The organism is Pontibacter pamirensis, assembly GCF_010015475.1.
Classification (GTDB): Bacteria; Bacteroidota; Bacteroidia; order Cytophagales; family Hymenobacteraceae; genus Pontibacter; species Pontibacter pamirensis.
In genome coordinates, this window is record NZ_SSNI01000033.1 from 1 (window position 1) to 22,315 (window position 22,315).

The 22,315-nt window shown below is 48.8% G+C and carries 10 protein-coding genes and 5 pseudogenes; 9 read left to right on the forward strand and 6 right to left on the reverse strand.

The window, feature by feature from the left end:
* From E1919_RS28280 to E1919_RS20825, 5 genes and pseudogenes are all read right to left on the reverse strand, one after another.
* Positions 1 to 394, reverse strand: a pseudogene (locus tag E1919_RS28280) (IS982 family transposase); the annotation flags it as partial.
* Between the two features lie 193 nt (positions 395 to 587).
* Positions 588 to 1,552 (reverse strand): annotated as a pseudogene (locus tag E1919_RS20810) (IS701 family transposase).
* A gap of 470 nt (positions 1,553 to 2,022) precedes the next feature.
* Positions 2,023 to 3,114, reverse strand: coding sequence for a hypothetical protein (locus E1919_RS20815; RefSeq protein ID WP_162055355.1), 1,092 nt, complete (start codon positions 3,112 to 3,114; stop codon positions 2,023 to 2,025).
* Between the two features lie 428 nt (positions 3,115 to 3,542).
* Complete coding sequence (locus tag E1919_RS20820) at positions 3,543 to 4,109, reverse strand: heme NO-binding domain-containing protein (protein WP_162055356.1); 567 nt, start codon at positions 4,107 to 4,109, stop codon at positions 3,543 to 3,545.
* A gap of 347 nt (positions 4,110 to 4,456) precedes the next feature.
* Positions 4,457 to 6,871, reverse strand: a complete 2,415-nt coding sequence (locus E1919_RS20825; protein WP_162055357.1) for a TonB-dependent receptor — start codon at positions 6,869 to 6,871, stop codon at positions 4,457 to 4,459.
* A gap of 492 nt (positions 6,872 to 7,363) precedes the next feature.
* Between E1919_RS20825 and E1919_RS20830 the strand changes: the two genes are divergently transcribed.
* The 5 genes from E1919_RS20830 (at position 7,364) to E1919_RS20850 (ending at position 16,182) form a co-directional block, all read left to right on the forward strand.
* Positions 7,364 to 8,461, forward strand: a complete 1,098-nt coding sequence (locus tag E1919_RS20830; RefSeq protein ID WP_162055358.1) for a sensor histidine kinase — start codon at positions 7,364 to 7,366, stop codon at positions 8,459 to 8,461.
* A 5-nt stretch (positions 8,462 to 8,466) separates the two neighbouring features.
* A complete protein-coding gene (locus tag E1919_RS20835) occupies positions 8,467 to 9,210 on the forward strand; it encodes a LytR/AlgR family response regulator transcription factor (protein ID WP_162055391.1) in 744 nt (247 codons plus the stop codon).
* A 710-nt stretch (positions 9,211 to 9,920) separates the two neighbouring features.
* Entirely contained in the window at positions 9,921 to 12,977 is a 3,057-nt protein-coding gene (locus E1919_RS20840; RefSeq protein WP_162055359.1) for a SusC/RagA family TonB-linked outer membrane protein, read from the forward strand.
* 13 nt (positions 12,978 to 12,990) lie between these two features.
* Entirely contained in the window at positions 12,991 to 14,538 is a 1,548-nt protein-coding gene (locus E1919_RS20845; protein ID WP_162055360.1) for a RagB/SusD family nutrient uptake outer membrane protein, read from the forward strand.
* Between the two features lie 126 nt (positions 14,539 to 14,664).
* Positions 14,665 to 16,182: an alpha-L-fucosidase gene (locus E1919_RS20850; protein WP_162055361.1), complete on the forward strand. Its 1,518-nt coding sequence runs from the start codon at positions 14,665 to 14,667 to the stop codon at positions 16,180 to 16,182.
* Positions 16,183 to 16,184: 2 nt separating this feature from the next.
* Here E1919_RS20850 and E1919_RS20855 read toward each other — a convergent pair whose 3' ends face one another.
* Positions 16,185 to 17,060, reverse strand: a complete 876-nt coding sequence (locus E1919_RS20855) for an AraC family transcriptional regulator (protein ID WP_162055362.1) — start codon at positions 17,058 to 17,060, stop codon at positions 16,185 to 16,187.
* A gap of 91 nt (positions 17,061 to 17,151) precedes the next feature.
* Here E1919_RS20855 and E1919_RS20860 point away from each other — a divergent pair, with 91 nt between their 5' ends.
* The 4 genes and pseudogenes from E1919_RS20860 (at position 17,152) to E1919_RS20870 (ending at position 21,889) form a co-directional block, all read left to right on the forward strand.
* On the forward strand, positions 17,152 to 18,168 hold the full coding sequence (locus E1919_RS20860; RefSeq protein WP_162055392.1) for a zinc-binding alcohol dehydrogenase family protein: 1,017 nt from the start codon (positions 17,152 to 17,154) through the stop codon (positions 18,166 to 18,168).
* 192 nt (positions 18,169 to 18,360) lie between these two features.
* Positions 18,361 to 18,507: pseudogene (locus tag E1919_RS28140) on the forward strand (hypothetical protein); the annotation flags it as partial.
* Positions 18,493 to 19,970: pseudogene (locus tag E1919_RS20865) on the forward strand (UxaA family hydrolase). The pseudogenes E1919_RS28140 and E1919_RS20865, both read left to right, overlap by 15 nt.
* A gap of 383 nt (positions 19,971 to 20,353) precedes the next feature.
* Positions 20,354 to 21,889, forward strand: a pseudogene (locus E1919_RS20870) (glycoside hydrolase).
* The last annotated feature ends 426 nt before the right edge of the window (positions 21,890 to 22,315 follow it).

The window sequence follows — 22,315 nt, forward strand, 5'->3', positions numbered from 1 at the left end:
AAACGGGCAGCTTCTTAGAGTCGATGTAGTAGTGACTGGTTTTCTCAGAGAGGCTGGCCCGGCACTGGGCCAGCAGGAAGGCGTGGAAGCAGGCCTGGCGGGAGAGGGAGAGGAACTGCGTGTAAGAGACGGCCCGGGGGAAGAAGCTTTTGAGCTCCCCGAGCACCAGGCGCTCATAGTAGTACTCGAAGCACTTGAAGCCCGAGAGGTGGTAGAGGGTCAGAATGGTGAGCACCTCGCTCTCAGAAAGGGAGGGCCTGCGTCCGGCCGGATGCTTGGGGACCAGTCCTTTGGGCAAGGGGTGGGAAGCGAAATAAGCCTTTACTTCCTGGCAGAAATCATCGATGAAACAAAACACTTCTACGACCTTGGTAGTATCTATGAGAAAGTGCATAAGGCTAAAGGATTAGGTGAAACATCAGTCAATATTTCTACCTGACCTTTAGCCTTCTTGTTTACCTAAAACAGCCTTTTTAAACTCTCGTAATTCCCGAGTTCACGTTCCGTTTAATTAAAAGCACTCTACAATATACTGTACTTAATGGACTCCCACATCATCAGTTAAGTATTTCAACATTTTATAGGAGTTACGCATAGTTATTAATGAACTCTCGTTGAGCCTGCAGGAAAAGCTTTCTTTGTAAGGCATAGACATTTTCAATGCTCTTGTCCTGGCTCATCCACGTGAGCCTCTGGTAGGCCCGCAGCACACAGAACAGATGGTTCTGGATAGCCTGTGTCTGCCTGACAAAGAAGTGCTGGGCATGGCACTCCTGCTTGACACTCCTCCACCTGCCAGTGCTTTGCTTTCACCTCTTTGAAGAGCTCTCTTCCCATTTGCCGGCACGCATCCTGTTCGGGCAGGTACATGGCGTGGTGCCTCGCATGGCCTTCTGTGTCCACTCCTCCGAAACACCTGCACAAAGTCGAAGCCCTTGAGGTGGGTAAACAAACCCTCCTGCGGCATATGCTCTACTTTCCCCACCTGCTCATAGCAACACGGGGTGGTGGAGACGATGCGGTTTGCCTCCAGCCCCACCAGAAAACCCACCTCCTTGTCTCTAAGGAACTTCAGGTTCTCTATGGAGGCGTACCAACTGTCGGCGCTCACCCACTCAGGGTGCAGCCCCCACTGCCAGCACTCTTTGACCATCTCCTGGAAATAAGCATGCTTCGTTTTCCCCTCCTCATGGCGGTACACCCGGAAGTTAACTGGCATGCCCACGCCCGAGGCATCTGTATAGAACAGCGTGATGAGGTTAATGCCTTTCACTGTACTGTGATGCCGGCCGGAGTAGAAGTATCCTACCAACTCAGTGGTGGCCGGGTCTGTGAAGGGCTTGTCCAGCACCGAATCATCTACGGAAAGAACACCTCCCTCCAGTTTCAGCCCCTGCCTGACTGCCTCAAAGAGGTCTTTGCCGGTAAAATGGCTGCTCAAAAGGAAACGGTTGATCTCATCGTGAGACACTTCCAGCACCTCACTGGCCTTCACGCAGCTCACCTTGCGCGGCTCACTCAGAAGATAAGCTATGTATTGGGCAGATTCCATGGCTGTTTATCTTGCTTCTACGTTTTGTAATCAAGCTGCGTAACTCCTATTTTACTTCAAACCTTTGCTTTTCAAGTGTTCTGCTGAACATATCAATCGTTATACGGCCATAATAATTTTATAAAAAATCGCTCATTCTTTCCGGGTCGTCATAACTTTTATATAGATTCATTCGTATATAGGCATGGCTAAAAGTTGAAAAGTTTCCTAAAAACTGATCACAACAGAAGAGGCTCTTCGGGATGAGGAGCCTCTTCTTGTTTTTAGCCCAGAAGCTGCTTTATGATAAAATGATAAATAGAAAAGACAAAAGAGAGGTCGTACCATCATACTGAGAATATGTAGGAGTTAACTGCATGCTATAGGATTGTACTTGCGGGGTGATGGCACTGATATAATTCAAAAAGCCAGGAAATATAACTTTCCTGGCCTTTTGATTAGCGTAAAGATACTGCTTGTCAAATCAATAGCTACAGCTTAATGGAGCAGCCGATGTTCAGGGCGTAATCAGCGAATGCCGCATCGCCGTGCGTATAGTTACCGGTCTGAGCCATAACTTCCTTATCCGTTACACTTTGCAGGCGATCTCGCTTCAGGGCAATGGGTAATGTAGCGAAAAAGTTAACCTTCTGTACCTGGTAGCTTACGCCCGGCTCAACAGATTGGACATAGCCTGGCCGGCGGAAGCCCTTGCTGCTGCCGAAGACATCTTCCACGGGCACGCCTTCCATCCTGGCACCCAATGAGGCCACCATGCCATTCAAGTTGCCCGAAAAACTGTGGCTCACGCCTATCCTCACCATATACTGATCCGGCACACTGGTTACAGCTTCGTTGGCCCGCAGTGGCGAAAGCGTTTCGCGGTAAGTGCGCGTGCCGTTCTCACCTCTCGGGTTGAAGAGGTAATACACGCTGCCATAAGCGCTGAGGTGACTGCCCAGCAAGTAGTATCCGTTTAATTCTGTGATAGCCCCCACGCCGCCGTCACCAAGCTGAATCGACTGGTCAACAGGTCTTACTTCTTCACCTCCATCGGGCCCAACGTTGTAGAAGGTGTCTTTGTAGTTGTAGTTTCCGGTAGGCAGCTTCACGCCCAGGCCAAGCTGGAGATTACCCCTGGTGGCCCTCTGAGGGTCCAGCAGCCACCTGTAACCTGTAATCCTGGCGTCACCAATGCCTGCAGAGTTGCTGTTGTGCCGCTCCTTCCTCCCGTGCTCGTAGAGCGACGAGCGCTTGTTAGACAGCAGCGGTATCCCTGCGCTGAGAGACCACCTGTTGCTGAACTGCCGGACCAGGGTCAAATCAAGGCTATGCTGCCAGTTGATGACTTCTGTCTGCTGCTCCAGGCGCTCCTTTTGTTCCTCATCTCCTTTAAAGTGCCGGAACGACTTGAAGTAACGGTGAGCGACGTTAAGCTGCCATCCTTTAGAGACTGCCTCTTCCTTAGGATGCTCCATAGAACAGGACATCATCCCGTTGCTCCTGACTGCGACACAGCCCTGTGCATTGGACTGGCTATAAAATGCGATACACACAACTGCGGAAAGTAAAATTTTCTTCATGTCAGAAGATTAGATAGGTAAATAATGTATTGATAAGCAATATGTTATACCTCAATATGGGCATGATGTCGAATTTCTCCAGAAGGTATGTTTTTAGGCATTGTATTGCAATAAATGTTTAAACATTATTTCAATAATGTGTAATATTGCAAGAATAAGTTGCAGAGAACTCCCTCTCTCTGCCGGTAGCGATACCCAAAAGAGCAAAAAGCCTGAAAATCAAGTGTTTGCAGGCTTTTTGCTCTTAAAACGATACCAGATCATTTAGTTTTTCGCATAAAAAGTGAGTAGTCCGGTGAGTTCAGTTGAGGCTGGAATCGCCAACGTTCTGTGGCTGGCAGTTTTTCTGCTGTTCTGGAGATGAGCGATATCCCGGAACCGATAAGAAGGAATTGAAAAAACTGCCTGAATTGACTGCTGCAGAACAGTTATACGAATTCTATTCTTATCTGCACCCGCTCGGCATTCGGTTCTGTGGATGGAAGTACATTTATCTTTTCACCCTCGTCAAAATACTGCGCAAGCCCCTTTATGATGCCGACAGCAAAGCCAGCCATCCTGCGCTTGGAATGATAGTCGATAACCAACATGTTCTTCCCGACTTTGGAGACATGCAGCGGAGGCGGGTTGGTGGCATCATTCTCCCGCTTTATACCGGCGTGCATGTGGGAGCCGATGTGCAGCAGCATCTCCTGCGTTCTCCAGGAGGGATCTATGAAGCGCTTGAATACCAGCAGCAGGTCCGGCACCAGGAACTCACCGAACTTTTCCTGGAAAACAGGGTCAGACACCCCTTGAACACGGGCAGCGGCTGACATGATGATAAATAGCTCCGATGTGGGGTATACTTCATTCATCTGGTAAGGCACACGGTTGCGCAGCCCTACCTCCTCCAGAACATCGACCCACGTGTTATAGTTGTGCTTGTACTCTACGAATCGCTTTAGAAATACAAAGATCGACCCGTGCATGCTGTCTCCTGTTAAAGAATGCATCCTGTGTTTTCTTTCGTCAACATGATAACAATGAACATCAAATATACAGATTATATCCTGATATGATGTACGCTGGTCTGAATAGCAACGTAGTTGCTTATATTTTCTCCTTTTTGTCTAATGGATCCTGAAGGTTGGCTAAGTAATACAGGCATACCAGATAGTAGGGGAGGGATAGCCTCTGTTTCTTGTGTTCGGCCACACGCAAAAGCAAGGTCCTTGAAGGAGGCAAACCCTGTTTTGACAGGCAAAGAAAGTAAATTCGGTTGGCTAAACAAGCACTTATGGCAAGCTGGTTGAGCTTTCCTTCTCTGGAATAGATTTCTTCCGGCTTCAGGCAACTTAAATCAATAATCACCTTGCTCTGCTGGTCTGCTTTGTTTTTTTGCCTGGTGGAGGCGGTAGTTGAAGGTTAAGTTGATTTGCCGGCGTCTGCCCTGCGAATCGATTTCTGTGTAGAAGTTCTCGCCTTCTGTAATGGTGCGGAAACGGCGTGAGTTAAATACATCTATGACATTGAGTGTAAGCGTGCCGTTGTTCTTCAGGATATCCTTGTTTACCGCCAGGTCGAGGGTGGCGAGGGCTTTGCGCCTGCCCTGTGGCAAAATCTGAGGAGCTTCATAATTAGCCCGCAGCTGGAAGTCCGCGTTGTCCCAGAACGAGATGCGTGATGTTACTCTGCTAAACCAGCTGTAGGTGTCACTTTGGAAGTCAGTATCCAGGTTGCTACCATCGGTAATGGCCCTGAAAAAGTTAAAGCTTCCATCCAGCTTCCACCACCTGAGAGGTTCGTAAGTTCCGATAAACTCAGCTCCATAGGCGTCCTCTGAGGCAAGGTTTTCGGGCAGGGTAGTTGCAAAGCCCAGCTCATTCACCCGGCGAATACGCAGGACTTTGCCGGTTGTGTGGCGGTAGTATACAGAGGAAGAAAGCGAGCCCCTTGTAAAGTACTTCATATGCCCTAGCTCAAAGGAGTTTGAAAATTCCGGGTCAAGGTCGGGGTTGCCGCTGAAGAAATTCCGCCTGTCAGTAAGGGTCACAAAAGGGCTTAGGTCGAAGTAGCTAGGGCGGCGCACCCGGCGGCTGTAGCTAACCTGCAGGGAGTGCTGGTCAGGCAGTTGGTAGGTGACGTGTGCGCTGGGAAACAAATTCGCATAGTCGCGCGGATTCGCTTCTTTGGTCTGTCTTAGCGTGGTTGTCACGTCGGTCCACTCTGCCCGGAGCCCCACCTGGTAAGAGAGTTTATTTACCTTGTTGCCCATGATTCCATAGACCGCGTGTATGTTCTCCTCATAGAGGAAGCTATTGTTGAGGCTGTCTAAGGGGCTCCACACACCACTGGCGGTTTGCTCGGTTACGGCAAAGTTGTTCGTCATGTCGCGGGAACTGCTGCGCAAGCCCGCCTCCAGCTTTCCTTCTTCCCCGAACGGGTATACGTAGTCGATCTGCACGAGCAACTGCTTCTCCGTTTCATCGTTGAGCGAGCGCTGCAGCAGAACCGGCGCTTCGGGGGTGTTGCCGTCGGAAAGAAAGGCTCTTTCGGTAAAGTACTGGTCTGATTCCTCCCAATTGTCCAGGTAACGCAAATCTGCAGTCAGTTCATGGCCTTCGCGGGCAAAGGTTCTTTTATAGGTCAGGGCATACTCGGAGTTGGGCTCAGTTTCAGTTTCGTCCTGCGTACGGCTGATGACACGTTGCAGGTTGGAGGTGTTGAAGAGGTAGTCCCGGTAGATGATGTCAGCGTAGCGCTTGCCCTTGCTCATGCGCCAGGTGTAGGCCCCGGTTAAAACGTTTTTATCGTTAAAGAAATAATCGGCCCCGCCGCGTATGCTGTGGTTCATGCCCTCCTGCCTGTTTTCGGAAGTCTGGCGGGTGATAAAAGTAGTGTCATTCTCATACAACTCCTGGTATAGGATGCTGTTGCCCGGTGTGTTTCGGTAGGCGGCAGCGTAGTTCACGAAGAAGTTTAGGTCCTTGCGGCGGTAGTTGACGTTGGCCGCTGCCCCAAAATTGCTCGGGTAACCGGTAATAATGTCGAAGGAGCCGTTGAAGCCTGCCTTGCGCTCTTTTTTCAGTACAATGTTAATGATCCCCGCCATTCCCTCGGCTTCGTAACGGGCAGAGGGGTTGGTGATAACCTCCACGCGTTCAATGAGGTTTGCCTGCAGCTGCTGCAAACCACTGCCTCCTCCCATGCTCACCAGGCCGGAAGGTTTCCCGTCGATCAGGATACGCACGTTGTTGCTTCCCCTCAGGCTTACGTTGCCCTCCACATCAACAGCCACGGAAGGCACGTTGCTCAATATATTCACAGCGGTGCCCCCGGCGTTGGCCAGGTCTGTCCCGACGTTAAATATTTTTTTATCTAACGACAGCTCCATCGTGCTTCTCTCCCCCTGCACCACAACTTCCCGCAGCACTTCTGTATTGCTGGTAAGCAGGATCATCCCTAGGTCAACGTCCTGGTTTGTAACACGGATGTCAGTTATTGCTTTTTTATCAAAAGACAAGAAGGTGACCAGTGCATAGTAAGTCCCAGGCCTGGTGCTTATCCCGAATCTGCCTGCATCATCAGACGTTGCTCCTGAAACCATACCGGAGTCCTGCTTCGCGAATAAGACCACACTGGCATAGGAAACAGGATTTCGCTGCTCATCCACCAAGGTGCCTTTGATAAGAAACTGAGCGGCTGGAGCCTGGGCAAAAGCCTTAAAAGACATCAGGGAGAGTAGAAGGCTTACAAAGAAGAATAACTTGTTCATTTGTTTAACTAAGTATAGGTGAATACACTACAGAGAACAGGCACATAAAGAATAAAACAAATTCAAATTATAGGCAAACCCTGTATGAAACTGCATGAGGCTATCTGCCTGGAGATGCTGTTGCGGATGGGTTGTACCACCGGGAGCAGCAAGCATAGGATTCATCATGCTGCCTTTTTATGTGGCTGATGCATTTGCCTGACTGTGCCTTCCTTTAATAGGTTGCTGCTTAGCAGCTAACTGTAATACTAATGTAAAAGTCCTTTCCGTGTAGAAAAAGTATAATAGACCCAACGCACTTATACACCGACCACACGCTTACCTGAACCGATGAATGGTATAGACCGATGCTGGTCAGTTGTATAAGTTTAGTGGTAGACAAAAACCGACCGTCTGGTCGGCACATACTGCTTTCCCATAGATTGTTTTAGCACCTGCCAACTGCCTGATGTATATTTAAGGGTAATTTTTTTGCTCGTAAAAGCTATACCGATGCCCAACCTTTCGCTACACCGCTATGTCTCTCCCTTGCTGCATGTTCTAGTGTGGGTGTCACTGGCGGCGATGCTTCTTATATTTCAGCCGCTTGTGTGGGACGGTAGCCTGCCTGCTGAATTCTGGATAAAGCAGGGTATGCTGTTTTGTATGTGGCTGAGTGCTTATTACCTGACGACGCTGGTGTGGGTGCCAGAACTTTTGTTTGAAAACAAGCCAGGACTTTTCATCCTGGCTATACTTGCTACAGCGATTGCTGTAGTGCTCCTCATCTGGAAGGTAGAGTTGTGGTTTAACCTGCCCCAGCAAATGCAGCAAATTCTTCATCCGGAAGGTGGTGGGTCAGGCAGAGACGGCTCCATGCTGAAGTGGATGATAGCCGCCCTTTTTGCGATTACGCTGCTGGTACTGGGCATTGGCACCAGCATTACCGCTGTGCAGAAGTGGCAGGCTGATGCGCTGCTCCGGAAAGAAGAAGCTTTGCTTCGTAAAAGCCTGGAGCAGCAGAAAACCAGCTCGGAGCTTTCCTTCCTGAAGGCGCAAATCAACCCACATTTCTTTTTCAACACGCTTAACAACATCTATTCGCTCACCATGTTAGATGTGGGGGCTTCCCAGCAGGCACTGCTCAAGCTGTCGCGCATGATGCGCTATGTCCTCTACGAGACACAAAAGGACACGGTGCTGCTGAGCCAGGAGATAGCCTTTCTGAAGGATTACATCGAACTCATGCAACTGCGCCTTTCCCACAGGGTGGAAGTAACGTTCAAGGCACCGAATCCTTTAAAGGAAGCAACTATCGCCCCTATGCTGCTGCTGCCTTTTGTAGAGAATGCCTTTAAACACGGGGTAAGCGCCCTGCAGGACAGTTGCATCAACATTGCTATCCGGCAGGAGCAGAACGCTTTAAAGGTGGAAGTTCACAATACTCTGTTTGCAGAAAAAGACAACTCGCTGGAGCAGGGTAGTGGCATCGGGTTAGTGAACACGCGCCGGCGTCTGGATTTGCTGTATCCTGGCCGTTATGCTTTGTCTGTGAATGAAGACACTGCGCAAAACGAGTATCAGGTGACCTTAACACTGGACCTGTCATGAACCCTATCACCCTTAATTGCATTGCCGTTGATGATGAGCCACTGGCCCTGAAGCTGGTTTGTGCCTATATAGAGCAAACGCCTTTCCTAAAATTGGTTGGCCGCTACGACAGTGCTATAGAGGCCCTGCAGGGGCTTCACGAACATGGGGCTGACCTAGTTTTCCTGGACATTCAGATGCCGAACCTGAACGGGCTGAACCTGGCCAAAGCGCTGGGCTGGAACCGTATAGGCACTGCCCCGATGGTTGTTTTTACAACTGCCTATGACCAGTATGCCTTGGAAGGGTATAAAGTGGACGCACTGGATTACCTGCTGAAGCCCTTTGGCTATGAAGAGTTCCTGCGGGCTGCCGGCAAGGCCAGTACATACGCCGAGCGCTTTCGCAGCCCGGCTCCCGTGCCTGTTGCCCTCCCGGAGCCGGAGGATGCGTATTTGTATCTCAAAGTAGAATATCAGCTGGTACGGGTAGCCTTTAGGGATATCTTCTATATGGAAGGGATGAAAGACTATGTTAAAGTTTTTACGGAGGGGAGTCACAAGCCCCTGCTTTCGCTCACGAGCCTGAAGGCTTTAGAGGAAAAGCTGCCTTCCAGGCGGTTCATGCGCCTTCACCGTTCCTACATCGTTTCCCTGGAGAAAATCCAAGCAGTTACTAAAAACAGTGTGCAGATCGGGGGCATCAACATTCAAATCAGAGGCCAATACAAGGAGCCGTTCAGCCAGTTCCTGAGCAGATGGGCTCGCTAGCATCTCAAGGTCTTCACTTCAGTAGATAATCACCAGTGAGAGGTTATGTGTAGGATCCTTTGCTGAAAGCTATTGTGGATCTGAAAGCGACAATACGCTATATCCACTAAAACAAAGGAGTTACGCTTGGGATACAAAGAAGCTTAGCGCCAGGTGCATGCTTACGCCCGGTGCTGGCAGGGTGAGCAGAGCTTGTCGATTCTGTAAAACAGCTACTTTCTGCAGACAATCATGCTGGCCTAGACCTTCCCATTTTTCCTGTAGCAAGCGTCGCTATGTTTTAAACAAAAGCAGCTTATTTATCTGAATTATGCTTGAGGGAGGGAGCGCTATGTTAAAATACCTTAATAAACTGGTAAAAAGCATCTCGGAAGAAAATTCTAAATACTATTCCTTTGATCAATATTAAGCGTGAGTTAGTACTCACACTTTGTAAAACTGAATTATATACCCTGCAGTGGTCTAAGGCTGCTGTTTACGGAGGTACTTCTTTTTTTGCTCTACGGAAGGAAGGAACAGATTTTTCTTCGCTGTGTTCTTGCCTTGATTTCCCGCAATAGCAGATTGCCATCTGGTCTTTGGTTTACAGCGCTTGTTAACGCTGCAGGACATGTCTGAGCACTTTTCTGCAGCATGAACAGAAGGCAGTCGAAGATGTAATTGTTTACCCGGTTATTATTTGTAATGCACAAACCTATACTGTTAACATAATGAAAAGATCATCACATTATTTGCAAAGTATTGTGCTGGCATCGCTGCTGATAGGGTTTGGGCCTGTTGAGGCTCAAACTGTGGCGTTTACAGTGCCTCGCTCGTCAGGGGCAGCTTATAGCCAGCCAGCCAACTTACCTCCCAAAGATGTTCTTGCAGAAGAGCAGATTAACAGACAAACAGATGTTACCGTTACCGGTAAAGTAACAGGAGAAACCGGTGATGGGCTGCCTGGGGTTACTGTCATGCTAAAAGGTACCAACACAGGCGTTACCACTGATGTAGATGGAAACTACCGGTTGAATGTTCCGAATGGCAACGGCACGTTAGTTTTATCTTATATCGGCTACGAAACGCAGGAGGTACCGGTAAACAACAGGGCTGCCATCAATATATCCTTAGCACCTGATACCGAAGCACTGGAAGAGGTAGTGGTTATAGGCTATGGTTCGCAAAAGAAACGGGAGGTTACCGGTGCTGTGGCGTCTGTAAAGCCTGAAGACTTTAACCAGGGAGCCGTAACAGATGCCATGCAGTTGGTGCAAGGTAAAGTAGCAGGACTTTCTGTTACCCGTACAAATGGCGGCGACCCGACTTCTGGCCTCGAGATACGCCTGCGCGGTACTTCCAGCCTTACCAATTCAGGCCAGGCACCCCTCATTGTCGTGGATGGTATACCTGGTGGTAGTCTGGAAGCTATTTCTCCTGATGATATTGCTTCCATCGATATCCTGAAAGATGGTTCTGCGGCAGCTATCTACGGAACCCGGGGTACGAACGGGGTTATACTGATTACCACCAAACAAGGAAAGAAGGGAGCCATGCAGGTCGCTTACTCAGGCAGAGCCTATACAGAGTCTACACTAAGGAAGGTTGAAGTTCTCAGTGCCGCAGAGTATAGGGAGATGAAAGAAAGGCTAAGCGTCACTCGTCCTGATGTTGCCGGCAGCATGATAGACTACGGTGCCTCTACTGACTGGTATGATGAGATTACCAGAACGCCACTTAGCCACCTGCATAACCTGTCCCTAAGCGGAGGAATGGAGAACACCACCTACCGGCTGTCCATGTTCTATGTGGATCATGAAGGAATTCTGCTTAACTCAAACAAAGAGGAGTACCGGGCCAACCTGAACATGAGTCAGCGTGCTCTAAATGATAAGCTGCAGTTTACAGCTCAGTTGGGGATGGCTAACTTCAAACAAAACCCTGTAGACTATAACGCCATGCGACAGGTTGTTCAGCGCAACCCGACGGAGCCGGTCTATAACGAGGACGGCAGTTTAACGGAGTCTATCGGCGCATGGCAGTATGACAATCCGGTGGGTGTCTTAACAGAGCGTGTACGGGACGATGCCGGGTCCAGGCTGTTCGGTAACCTGGGGGTGAACTTAGACCTTACCGATGAACTACGAATCGGTATACTGGGTGGCCTGCAGACATACCGTGCGCAAAACGGATACTATGAGCCCAGTTATTCCTACCCACAGGAGTTGGCAAACCTGGGCGGTTTTGCCTCACGAAATTCGGAGGTCAGGACTACGGAGACACTTGAGTCCACAATAGAGTGGATGAAAAGCTTTTCTGAGCACAGCATAAACCTTATTGGCGGTTATTCTTTTCAGGAGTTCGGGGCCGAAGGGTTCAATGCCGGGAACAGTAATTTTATCACGGACGACTTTGCCTACAATAACATCGGGTCAGGTACTTACTTAACCGATGGCAGGGCCAGCATGGACTCCTTCAAAAATGAGAGCCGTCTAGTGGGCTTTTTTGCCCGTGGTGCCTACAATTTCCGTGGGCGGTATTTCCTGTCTGCCAGCGTGCGACGCGAAGGGTCTTCTAAGTTTGGGGCAAATAACAAATGGGGTACATTCCCGGCTGTATCTGCCGGGTGGGATATAACACAGGAGGATTTCCTGAGCGGTGTTTCGACCCTGAACCTGTTGAAACTGCGTGCCGGTTACGGCGTGACAGGTAACCAGGGCATCGACCCTTACCTGTCGCTGCAGCGCTTGGGTGCATCAGGCCTCTTCTACTACAACGGAGAGTTTATCCCGGGGTATCAGCCTGTCAGCAACCCTAACCCGAATCTGAAGTGGGAGACAAAGCATGAGTACAACGTAGGCCTGGACTGGGCTGTACTCGGGAACAGAATCAGCGGTACAGTTGACTGGTATCTGCGTGATACCCGCGACCTGTTGCTCAACTATGATGTGCCAACTCCTCCAAACTTATTTACCTCCACTATTGCGAACGTAGGCTCGCTGCGCAATACAGGTATTGAGCTTACTATTAACGCCATTCCGGTGCAAACGGAAGGTTTCCAGTGGAGTGTAGACTTTAATATTGACCATCGCAGAAACAAACTGCTGTCGCTCTCCAACGAGTTTTACTCACTCGACTACAGAAACATCGGCGACATAGGCCCTCCGGGTATCAGTGCCTGGACGCACCAGTTGCGGGAAGGAGCCCCTCTGGGCATCATTCATGGATTGGTGTTTGAGGGTTTGACAGATGATGGACAATGGATTTACCGGGACTATGACCCTAGAACAGGGGAGTCAGACGATGAGATCAACATCGATGACAGAGCGGACATTGGCAACGGTATTCCGGATTACTACATGGGTTTAACCAACACATTCAAGTATGGCAACTTCGACCTGACGGTAATGGCCAGAGGTATGTTCGGGCATCAGATCATTAACACAAAGCGCATCTGGCATGATAACCCGAAGTTCCTGCCCCGTAACATCATGCGCTCCGCAATGGATTCCCAGCTTTGGGACGATCCGGATTTCTCGAGCTACTATGTGGAGGACGGTGACTTTGTTAAAATCGACAACATCACCCTGGGCTATAACCTGCCGCTGCAGAACAAGTGGATCAAGTCAAGCCGCTTTTACCTGACAGGCAACAACATGTTTGTGATAACAGGCTATCAGGGAGTTGACCCTGAAGTGGCGATTGGAGGGCTGGAGCCAGGAAGCGATAACAGGTTTGATTACCCAAGCACGCGCATGTACACAGCTGGCATTAATCTTATATTCTAAGAATCTGGAGATCATGAAAAAGAAACTGTTTATAATATTGGCTTTAGCAGGCTTTAGCTCCTGCACAGACTTAGATGAAGAAGTTTACGATTCCATTATAAGCGATAACTTCTATCAGACAGAAAGACAGGCTCTGGCAGCAGCTGGCCCTGTATACTCTAACCTGAGGGCCTACCAGAACCCGGAAAGCGTCTGGGGGCTGAATACCTTTACCACAGATGAAATCCTGCTCCCTACCAGGGGAAACAACTGGTACAACGGAGGTGTTTTCCAGCGCCTGCACCGGCAGGAGTGGAACCCGTCGGAGGGATTCATCAACAACTCCTGGGTCTTTGTCTTTAACAACATCAACACCTGTAATCGGCTCCTCTTTCAGTTCGAGAAAATCGAGAACAAAAGCGATGCCCTGGTAGCCGTTATGAAAGAGATCAGGGGGATGCGCGCGTTCTACTACTTTATCGGGATGGACCTTTTCGGCAACATTCCAATTGTAGACCAGTTTGATGTTCCCGCTGATTATGCGCCTGCTAATCAACCCCGGGAAGAGGTCTTCAGGTTTATTGAAAGTGAGCTTTTAGCCGTAATACCTGAGCTGCCTGTGGCCATGGACATGACTACGTATGGCCGTTTCCACCGCTGGGCAGCCTATGCCACACTGGCGAAACTATATCTTAATGCCGAGGTGTATACCGGGCAGCCTATGTGGGATGAGTGTATAGAGGCCTGTGACGCCATCATCAACTCCGGCGAATTCCAGCTATCCAGCGATTTCTACTCCAACTTTGCCGTGCAGAACGAGGGGTCGCAGGAGAATATCTTCGTGATTCCGTTTGATGTGAACCTGCCGCAGGATTGGGGAAGCGGCGGTATCACCTCCCGCATGTTCTCGCATTACCTCTGGACACTGCACGGGAACGGTACTAGGGCGTTCAACACCCAGCAAGGCGGCTGGAATGGCTTTGCAGCGGTTCCTTCCTTTTACACATCCTATGACCCTGAAGATGCCCGCCGTAATGTGTGGCTCGTGGGTCAACAGTATTCCTCCAGCGGTGAAATACTTTACAATACACAGGAAATGGCCGGAACACCTCTCGTCTACACAGTGGAGATAAACTCTCTTGAGCAAGCCCAGGAAAATGAAGGGGCTCGCTTGGCGAAGTACGACTACACAGGGGCAGAGAATTTCACGATGTCAAATGATTACGTTCTTTTCCGCTATGCCGATATCCTTCTGATGAAGGCGGAGGCCCTTATGCGCAAAAACGGAGGTGCTACACCCGAGGCGGTGGAACTGGTCAACATGGTACGGTCCCGCGCGTTCCAGGGGAATGATGATAAGTTGTATACCATGGGAACACTCACGCTAGATGCGCTTTTAGCAGAACGGGGCTGGGAGTTTGCTGGGGAAGGGTGGCGCAGGAATGACCTGATACGTTTCGGTGAGTTTACCGAGCCATGGCAGTTCAAACCAAACACGACACCAGCTACCAGAACTATTTTCCCGATACCACAGGCACAGCTAAATGCCAATCCTAACCTGGTACAAAATCCAGGCTATTAACAGCATATTGAAGTGTAAAGGGCTGTCTTACTTTCTAAGACAGCCCTTGCCTTGCATGTATATCTACCAAAACTGCTGGGACACTTATTTAAGACGGGCTTTTTGTCCTGCAAAATTCACACACTTATGAGAAACACTGTTATCGCTTTAAGCCTTGCGGCGGGTTTATTTGTTGGAGGCTGTACAAGCTCTAAACCTTCTGCGAGTGCTCCTGCGCCTACTACCTACACACCGGACTGGACTTCCCTGGCACAGTACAATGAGCAGCCGGAGTGGTTTAAGGATGCTAAATTTGGTGTCTATTTCCATTGGGGTATTTTGTCCGTGCCAGCCTTTGCCAACGATTGGTACCCACGCAACATGCACGTGGTAGGCACACCTGAATACCAGCACCACCTGGAAACGTATGGGCATCCCTCCAAATTCGGATACCATGATTTTGTGCCTATGTTTAAAGCTGAGAAGTTTGATGCCGAGGAGTGGGCCGAATTGTTTCAAAAGGCCGGTGCACGGTTTGCCGGTCCTATGGCAGAGCACCATGAAGGCTTTTCGATGTGGGCAAGTAAGGTTACTCCCTGGAACGTGAAAGACATGGGACCTAAACGGGACGTGATGGCTGAACTGGAGAAAGCAATCCATGGCCGGGGCATGAAGCTGATGACCACTTTCCATATGGCCCGGAATCTTCAGCTTTATGCAGATAACCCAGAGGCGAAAACAGACAAGAGTTACTTTCCTTACGAGGCGGATATGTCTACTTCCTCTACAGATCCGAAACTGAGAATGCTCTACGGAAACCTTCCGGCGGAGGAGTTCTATCAGAACTGGAAAGCCAAGTTATCGGAGGTAATTGACAACTACAGCCCTGATATTATTTATTTTGACGGCATGGAAGGTAAGATTCCTGAAAAGTATAAGCAGGAGTTCGTGGCGCATTACTTTAACAAAGCTAACGAGCAGGGAAAGCAGGTTGTGATCACGCACAAAAGCGACGATTTTCCGGACGAGGTCAGCATCAAAGACTTTGAAAAGGGGCGGATGAATGAGATTACCCCCGATACTTGGTTAACTGATGAAACGATAAGTACGGGCAGCTGGAGTTATACAAATGATTTGCAGCTAAAGCCTACTGCTGATATTATTCATGTACTAGCAGACATTGTGAGCAAAAACGGTGTGATGGTGCTGAACATCTCTCCGAAAGCAGATGGCGAAATACCACAGGACCAGCAGCAGGTACTGCTGCAAATAGGAGACTGGTTGAATGAGCACGGCGAAGCAATATACGCGACGCGTCTTTGGGTGGTGTATGGAGAAGGGCCAACAAAACTGGAAAAAGCCGGTCATTTTTTGCCTGTTGTGAAATACACGCCACAGGATGTCCGGTACACCACGAAAGGCAATACCATTTATGCCATTGTACTTGGTTGGCCCGGAGGCAACCAGCAGGTGCTGCTGGAGTCTTTCGCGAAAGACAAGCTGAAAGGAAACCTGAAAATAAAGCGTGTCTCTATGCTTGGCTCGAGGGATAAAATAAAACATAACTGGCAGGACAACGGACTCACCCTGACAACACCATCTGAAAAGGTGAATGACATGGCTGTGGTTTTCAAAATAGAAACTAAGGGAAAAGCTGAATTGTAAACTCAGGCCTCCACTTTCAGGTACTCGTTCTGGTAAGTTTGCGGGGTTTTACCCATAATTTGCTTAAAGTTCTTATGGAAGCAACTGAAGTTGTTGAACCCGCTTTCGAAGCAAAGCTGTTTGATGCTCATTTTGTCGTCAACCAGTAGCTTACAGGCGTAGCCCACTCGTATCTCCGTCAGAAACTGAGAGTAAGTTTTGCCGGTTCGGTCTTTGAAGTAGCGGCAAAACGAATTGGGAGTCATGCCGGCGGTGTCGGCAATTTCTTCGAGGGGTATTTTTCTCTTAAAGTGGGAGAGGGTGTGCTCATAGATGGCGTTGATGCGCTCATTTTCTGCATCGGAAAGGTCTGCCTGGAAGCCCAAAGAGGAAAGCAGCGTCAGTTCGTCTTGCTCCGCAATGGCCAGGAGGCACTTTAGCAGGGCGATCATCCGGTATACGCCTGTTGTCTGATGTGCTTTACGCATCAGCCTGCTCACCTTTTTGCCTGCCACACCCGTAACCATAATTCCTCTCCGGGCTTTGTCCAGCAACACTTTTAGCTGCTTGTTTTCTGGCAGGTTGAGGAAGCGGTCTCCCCAGAAGTTCTCTTTAAAGTGGATGGTAGTGGAATAGGCGACGGAGTTGTCTCTGTCGTGCAGGTATATATCATCGAAGCGCCAGTAGTGCGGCAGATTAGCGCCCACCAGCACAATATCGTCAGGGCCAAACCGCATGATGCTATCACCGACAAACTGCAGGCCATGGCCCTTATGGAAGTGAATCAATTCCACTTCAGGGTGGAAATGCCACCTGTTGTTCATATAGGGGATGATGTTATGGCGAATGCAAAAAGAGTTCGTCGGTTCTGTGGCAACCTTGAGTAGCTGGGGTTTCATCTTATTTGTATGCTATACTTGCTTAAAAATAAGCTTTATTAGAATATAATACCATTATAATCAGGTAATTCCTGTGTGAAAACAAGTTATGATGAGAAAATCAGTATGTACTACTCCCGGCAAGTTTGAATATGTGCACACAGAAAAGCCAGATTTAACAGAAGGCAATGCTATTATAAGAATTAAACGAATTGGAGTCTGCGGTACCGACCTTCATGCCTTTGAGGGTACGCAGCCATACTTTGAGTATCCGCGTGTTTTGGGACACGAGCTGGCAGGAGAACTGGATGCTTTTGACAGTGCCCCAAGTTTCAAAAAAGGAGAGGCGGTAACTTTTATTCCTTACTTCCACTGTGGCGGCTGTATTGCCTGCCGCTCCGATAAACCTAATTGCTGCACAAGTTTACAAGTATGTTGGGTGCATATAGATGGCGGCATGGCAGAATACCTTTCTGTACCTTCCTATGCACTTGTACATGGGGGCAGTTTATCCTACGATGCCTTGGCGCTCGTGGAGCCGCTGGCCATAGTAGCACATGGCGTCAGGAGGGCCGGTATAAAGCCCGGAGAGTTTACGTTAGTGGTAGGCGCCGGGCCCATTGGCTTAGGGATAATGGAGCTCGGGCGCATCGCTGGAGCCACCGTTATTGCGATGGATATAAATGAAGCGCGTCTTGCTTTCGCTAAAGAAAAACTAAGGCTGCCTTATACCATTAAGATCACCGACCCTCATGTAACAGAGCAGCTACTGCATATCACGAATGGTGACATGCCCACTGTTGTGATAGATGCTACGGGAAACCTGAAAGCAATCAACAACTCTTTTCAGTATCTGGCACATGGCGGCAGGTATGTACTGGTCGGCTTGCAGAGAGGGGAGGTATGCTTCAGCCATCCTGAATTTCATAAGCGTGAAGCTACCTTAATGAGCAGCCGCAATGCCAATCGCGAAATTTTTGCGAAGGTAATTTCATCGATGGAAAGAGGTTTAATTGAACCTGAAACATACATTACGCATCGGGTGAAATTTGATCAGGTTCAACAAGACTTTGCAAGCTGGCCTCAACCTGAAACCGTATTTATAAAAGCAATGATTGAAATGGACTGACAGTATACGCTTGGCTGTCGCAACTGAAGCAGTGGATGCAGTTTAGCTCCAGGCAAACCCTGGCAATTTTAGAACTTATGCCATTGGATGGAGGCTGGCTAACCAGCGGCACGATTAGGTAACAAACGAAAAAGAAAATATTAATCAGAGATGGTTCGGAAGATTATTAAAGTACATCCTCAAGATAATGTGATGGTCGCGCTGACAGACCTGGAAGCAGGTGATGTGCTCACGCATGACGAAGCACAGTATCTGCTGACAACCACTGTTCCTGCCAAGCATAAATTTGCTACGGTAGATCTGCCAAAAGGATCTGAGGTAACCATGTATGGTGTACTTGTGGGGAAAACAGTGACAGATGTGGCGGCAGGTGCCTTGCTCACTACGCATAACCTGAAACATGCCGCCCATGATTTCACCACCGGAGAACGTAGAACAGAGTGGCCAAAGCCTGATGTTTCGCGTTGGGAAAACAAAACTTTCAACGGGTACCACCGGTCTGACGGACGTGTCGGAACTGCAAACTATTGGCTTGTGGTGCCGATGGTATTTTGTGAAAACAGAAACTTGGAAGTACTGGAGGAGGCGCTGGTGAATAACTTGGGCTATGGCAAAAGCCAGCAGTATCAGTCGCAGGCAAAGCAACTAATTGACATTTACAAGACCGGCCAAAGCGTTGAGCAAATTCTGCAGACAGACCTGAAAGTAGAAGACATTCAGCAGGCAAAGCACCGTTTGTTTCCGAACGTAGACGGAGTAAAGTTCCTGAAGCACACAGGTGGCTGTGGAGGCACGCGAGATGATGCGCAGGCTTTGTGTGGCCTGTTGGCAGGTATATCACGCACCCCAATGTGGCAGGGGCTACTGTGTTAAGCCTCGGTTGCCAGCATGCACAGGTAACGATGCTGCAAGTGGAGATAAAGAAGCGGGCTTCTGAGTTTAGTAAACCACTTTATGTGTTGGAGGAGCAGGTAATAGGCTCAGAAACAGACATGCTTTCAGAAGCCCTGAAGTGCACCTTTGCCGGCCTGATGCAGGCAAATCAGTGTGAACGTGCGCCGGCACCGCTCAGTAAGCTATGCATCGGGCTGGAATGCGGTGGCTCTGACGGCTTTTCCGGTATATCTGCGAATCCTGCCATTGGCTATACTTCTGACTTACTTGTGGCTTTGGGAGGTTCGGTGATTTTGGCAGAGTTTCCGGAGTTGTGCGGTGTAGAGCAGGATCTGAGTGACCGGTGTTTGGAAACAGACGACGCGGAGCGTTTTTTCCTTTTAATGAAAACATATAATAGTAGGGCGATGGCAGTCGGCTCTGGATTTGACATGAACCCCTCTCCCGGCAACATCAAAGACGGGTTGATAACTGATGCCATCAAATCAGCGGGGGCTGCCAAAAAAGGTGGTACCTCGCCAGTGGTGGCGGTACTGGACTATCCGGAGCAGGTAAAGCGGCCGGGCCTGAACCTGCTCTGCACTCCTGGCAATGATGTTGAATCAACTACTGCAGAGGTGGCATCCGGTGCTACTGTTGTGCTGTTCACAACAGGTCTGGGCACGCCAACGGGCAACCCGATTGCCCCAGTGGTTAAAATTGCCAGCAACACGAAGCTCTATCATAAGATGCGCGACATTATTGATATTAACACAGGAGCTATTACGGAGGGAACAGAAACAATCCAACAAGCCGGGGAGAGAATTCTTGATTATGTGATTGCGGTGGCTAGTGGTGAAGAAGAGGTCGCTGCTGTACGGCACGGGCAGGATGATTTTATACCGTGGAAAAGAGGGGTTTCTCTTTAAGACCGAAAGGATGTCAATCCAGTAATGAAATAAAAAACAAGAAGCTATGCATTAGATAAAATTCTTGCGTCGTTCTCGGTTATCTTTTTTGTAGCATGTTTTTCTGCTAATTTTATTCAGAAGCTAAAGTAAATGCTATACACTCTCTAGGATTCACCGTCAAGAAACCAACGGAGGCTTTGGTGGCTGGGGCTCCTATGTACAGGAGTTGTTCGACACAACTAAAATCAATGCCTATAATCAGGCAATGGCGGACAGAAACACGCGTACATTTCAAGTTTACGATAATCTACACGCATTCAATCATGATAAATGTATTGGAATCCATGAGAAAGAGCTGTGAGGTCACGTTGTGGCAGTTGCCTTTGATAGCATGCTGTTTTATGGGGTGTTCCGGCAATCTTCCTAAGGAGTATACGCAGGCTTCCCCCTCACTTCAGGCAGATGAAGTCACCCTCAGTATAGATGCTTCCGAAAAATATCAGACGATAGATAATTTTGGGGCTTCTGATGCCTGGGCCTGTCAGTTCGTGGGAAACTAGCCAGTTGAAAAACGAAATGCCATCGCGGATTTGCTGTTTAATACGGATACTGCGTCAAATGGCCAGCCCGAAGGGATAGGATTGTCCCTGTGGCGCTTTAACATTGGGGCTGGGAGCGCTCAGCAGGGGGAGCAAAGCGGGATCCGGGATGAGTGGCGACGGGCTGAGTCCTTTCTGGAGGAGGATGGAAGCTACAACTGGCAGCGGCAGGCCGGGCAGGTATGGTTTTTAAATGCAGCGAAGGAGCGCGGTGTAAACAAGTTCCTGGCCTTTCCGAACAGCCCTCCCGTTCACTTAACGAAAAACGGCAAAGCCTTCGCTTCCGATGCTACACCTAACCTGGCACCTGAGCAGTATAGTGCTTTTGCCGACTACCTGGCAGATATCATACAGGGAGTGGAGCGGACACAGGGTATTCGCTTCGGTTATATCAGCCCGGTAAACGAGCCGCAATGGGACTGGAGTGACGGAGGGCAGGAGGGGACTCCATTTACGAATGAAGACATTGCCGGTATCGTCAAAGCGCTCAATACTTCTCTTGAGAAAAGAAGCCTTCCCACTAAAATTGACATATCCGAAGCCGGGGAAATAAATTATCTCTATGAAGCTGCCGATAAGCCGAACAGGGGGAATCAGATAGAAGCTTTTTTCAGTAGCAATTCTCCTTATTATGTCGGCGACCTTTCCAGTATAAGCAAAGTAATTTCGGCGCATAGTTATTTTACAACCTCTCCCTTTGACCAGGCAGTTGACAGTAGAGAGAAACTGGCTGCAAAAGTAGCTTCTGTGCCAGGGCTGGAATACTGGCAGTCCGAGTACTGTATTCTGGGCAATAATGCCGGAGAAATAGATGGCAACAAGCGGGACTTGGGAATAGACCCGGCTATTTACCTGGCGCGTGTTGTCCATAATGATTTGGTAGTTGCAAATGCTACCGCCTGGCAGTGGTGGTTAGCCGTCTCCCCATACGACTACAAGGATGGCTTGGTTTATGTAGATAAAAACAAAGCAGACGGTGCATACTATGAAAGCAAGATGCTCTGGGCTCTAGGTAATTACAGCCGCTTTATTCGTCCTGGTGCTATACGCGTCAGCGCACAGCTGGCAGGAGCGAAAGCGGAAGATAACACCGTGCTAGCCTCTTCTTACATTGATACGGCAGAAAAGCAGCTTATAACAGTAGTTATAAATTCCGGAACAGAGCCAGTGAAGGTAAAATTAAATGCGAAAGGAGCTAATGTTGCCGGCGGTATCAGACCATATGTAACCACAGCGGAGGAGGATTTGAAACCCGGCAACCTGGTAAACAGCGACAGTGTAATAGTTTTGTCTCCCCGTTCTGTCACCACGCTGGTAGCTACACAGTCAAAAAAGTAAGGGAAGTGCGGAGCGTAACGCTGTTTATGAGACTGAATGTACTTTACGAAGTGCTGATTAAGAAAACTCCTTGCTTATAAAATTCAAATCTGAATCTATCCTCTGCTATCTTCCTGTAATTTTTGGCAGACGCTATCTGTTGTTCCGGCTATACCTATTCTGCATCACTTTAAGTTATTTGCTCACTACCATTCCTACAGAGTATAAACATGGAGAGATTATCGAAAAAATTTTTTTAAAATAATTATGTTTTTCAATGATATATCAAAACTGTGGCGTCAGAAGGGCGTATTTAGCATCAGACTATATTCTAAAATATTATATAATTTAAGTTGCATCATAAACATTACCAAAGACTAATTATAAATCTGGTGTTGAAAAGTCACATGCTAAAAACCTCTCCTGATCAAGGGCTTCTACCCTCAG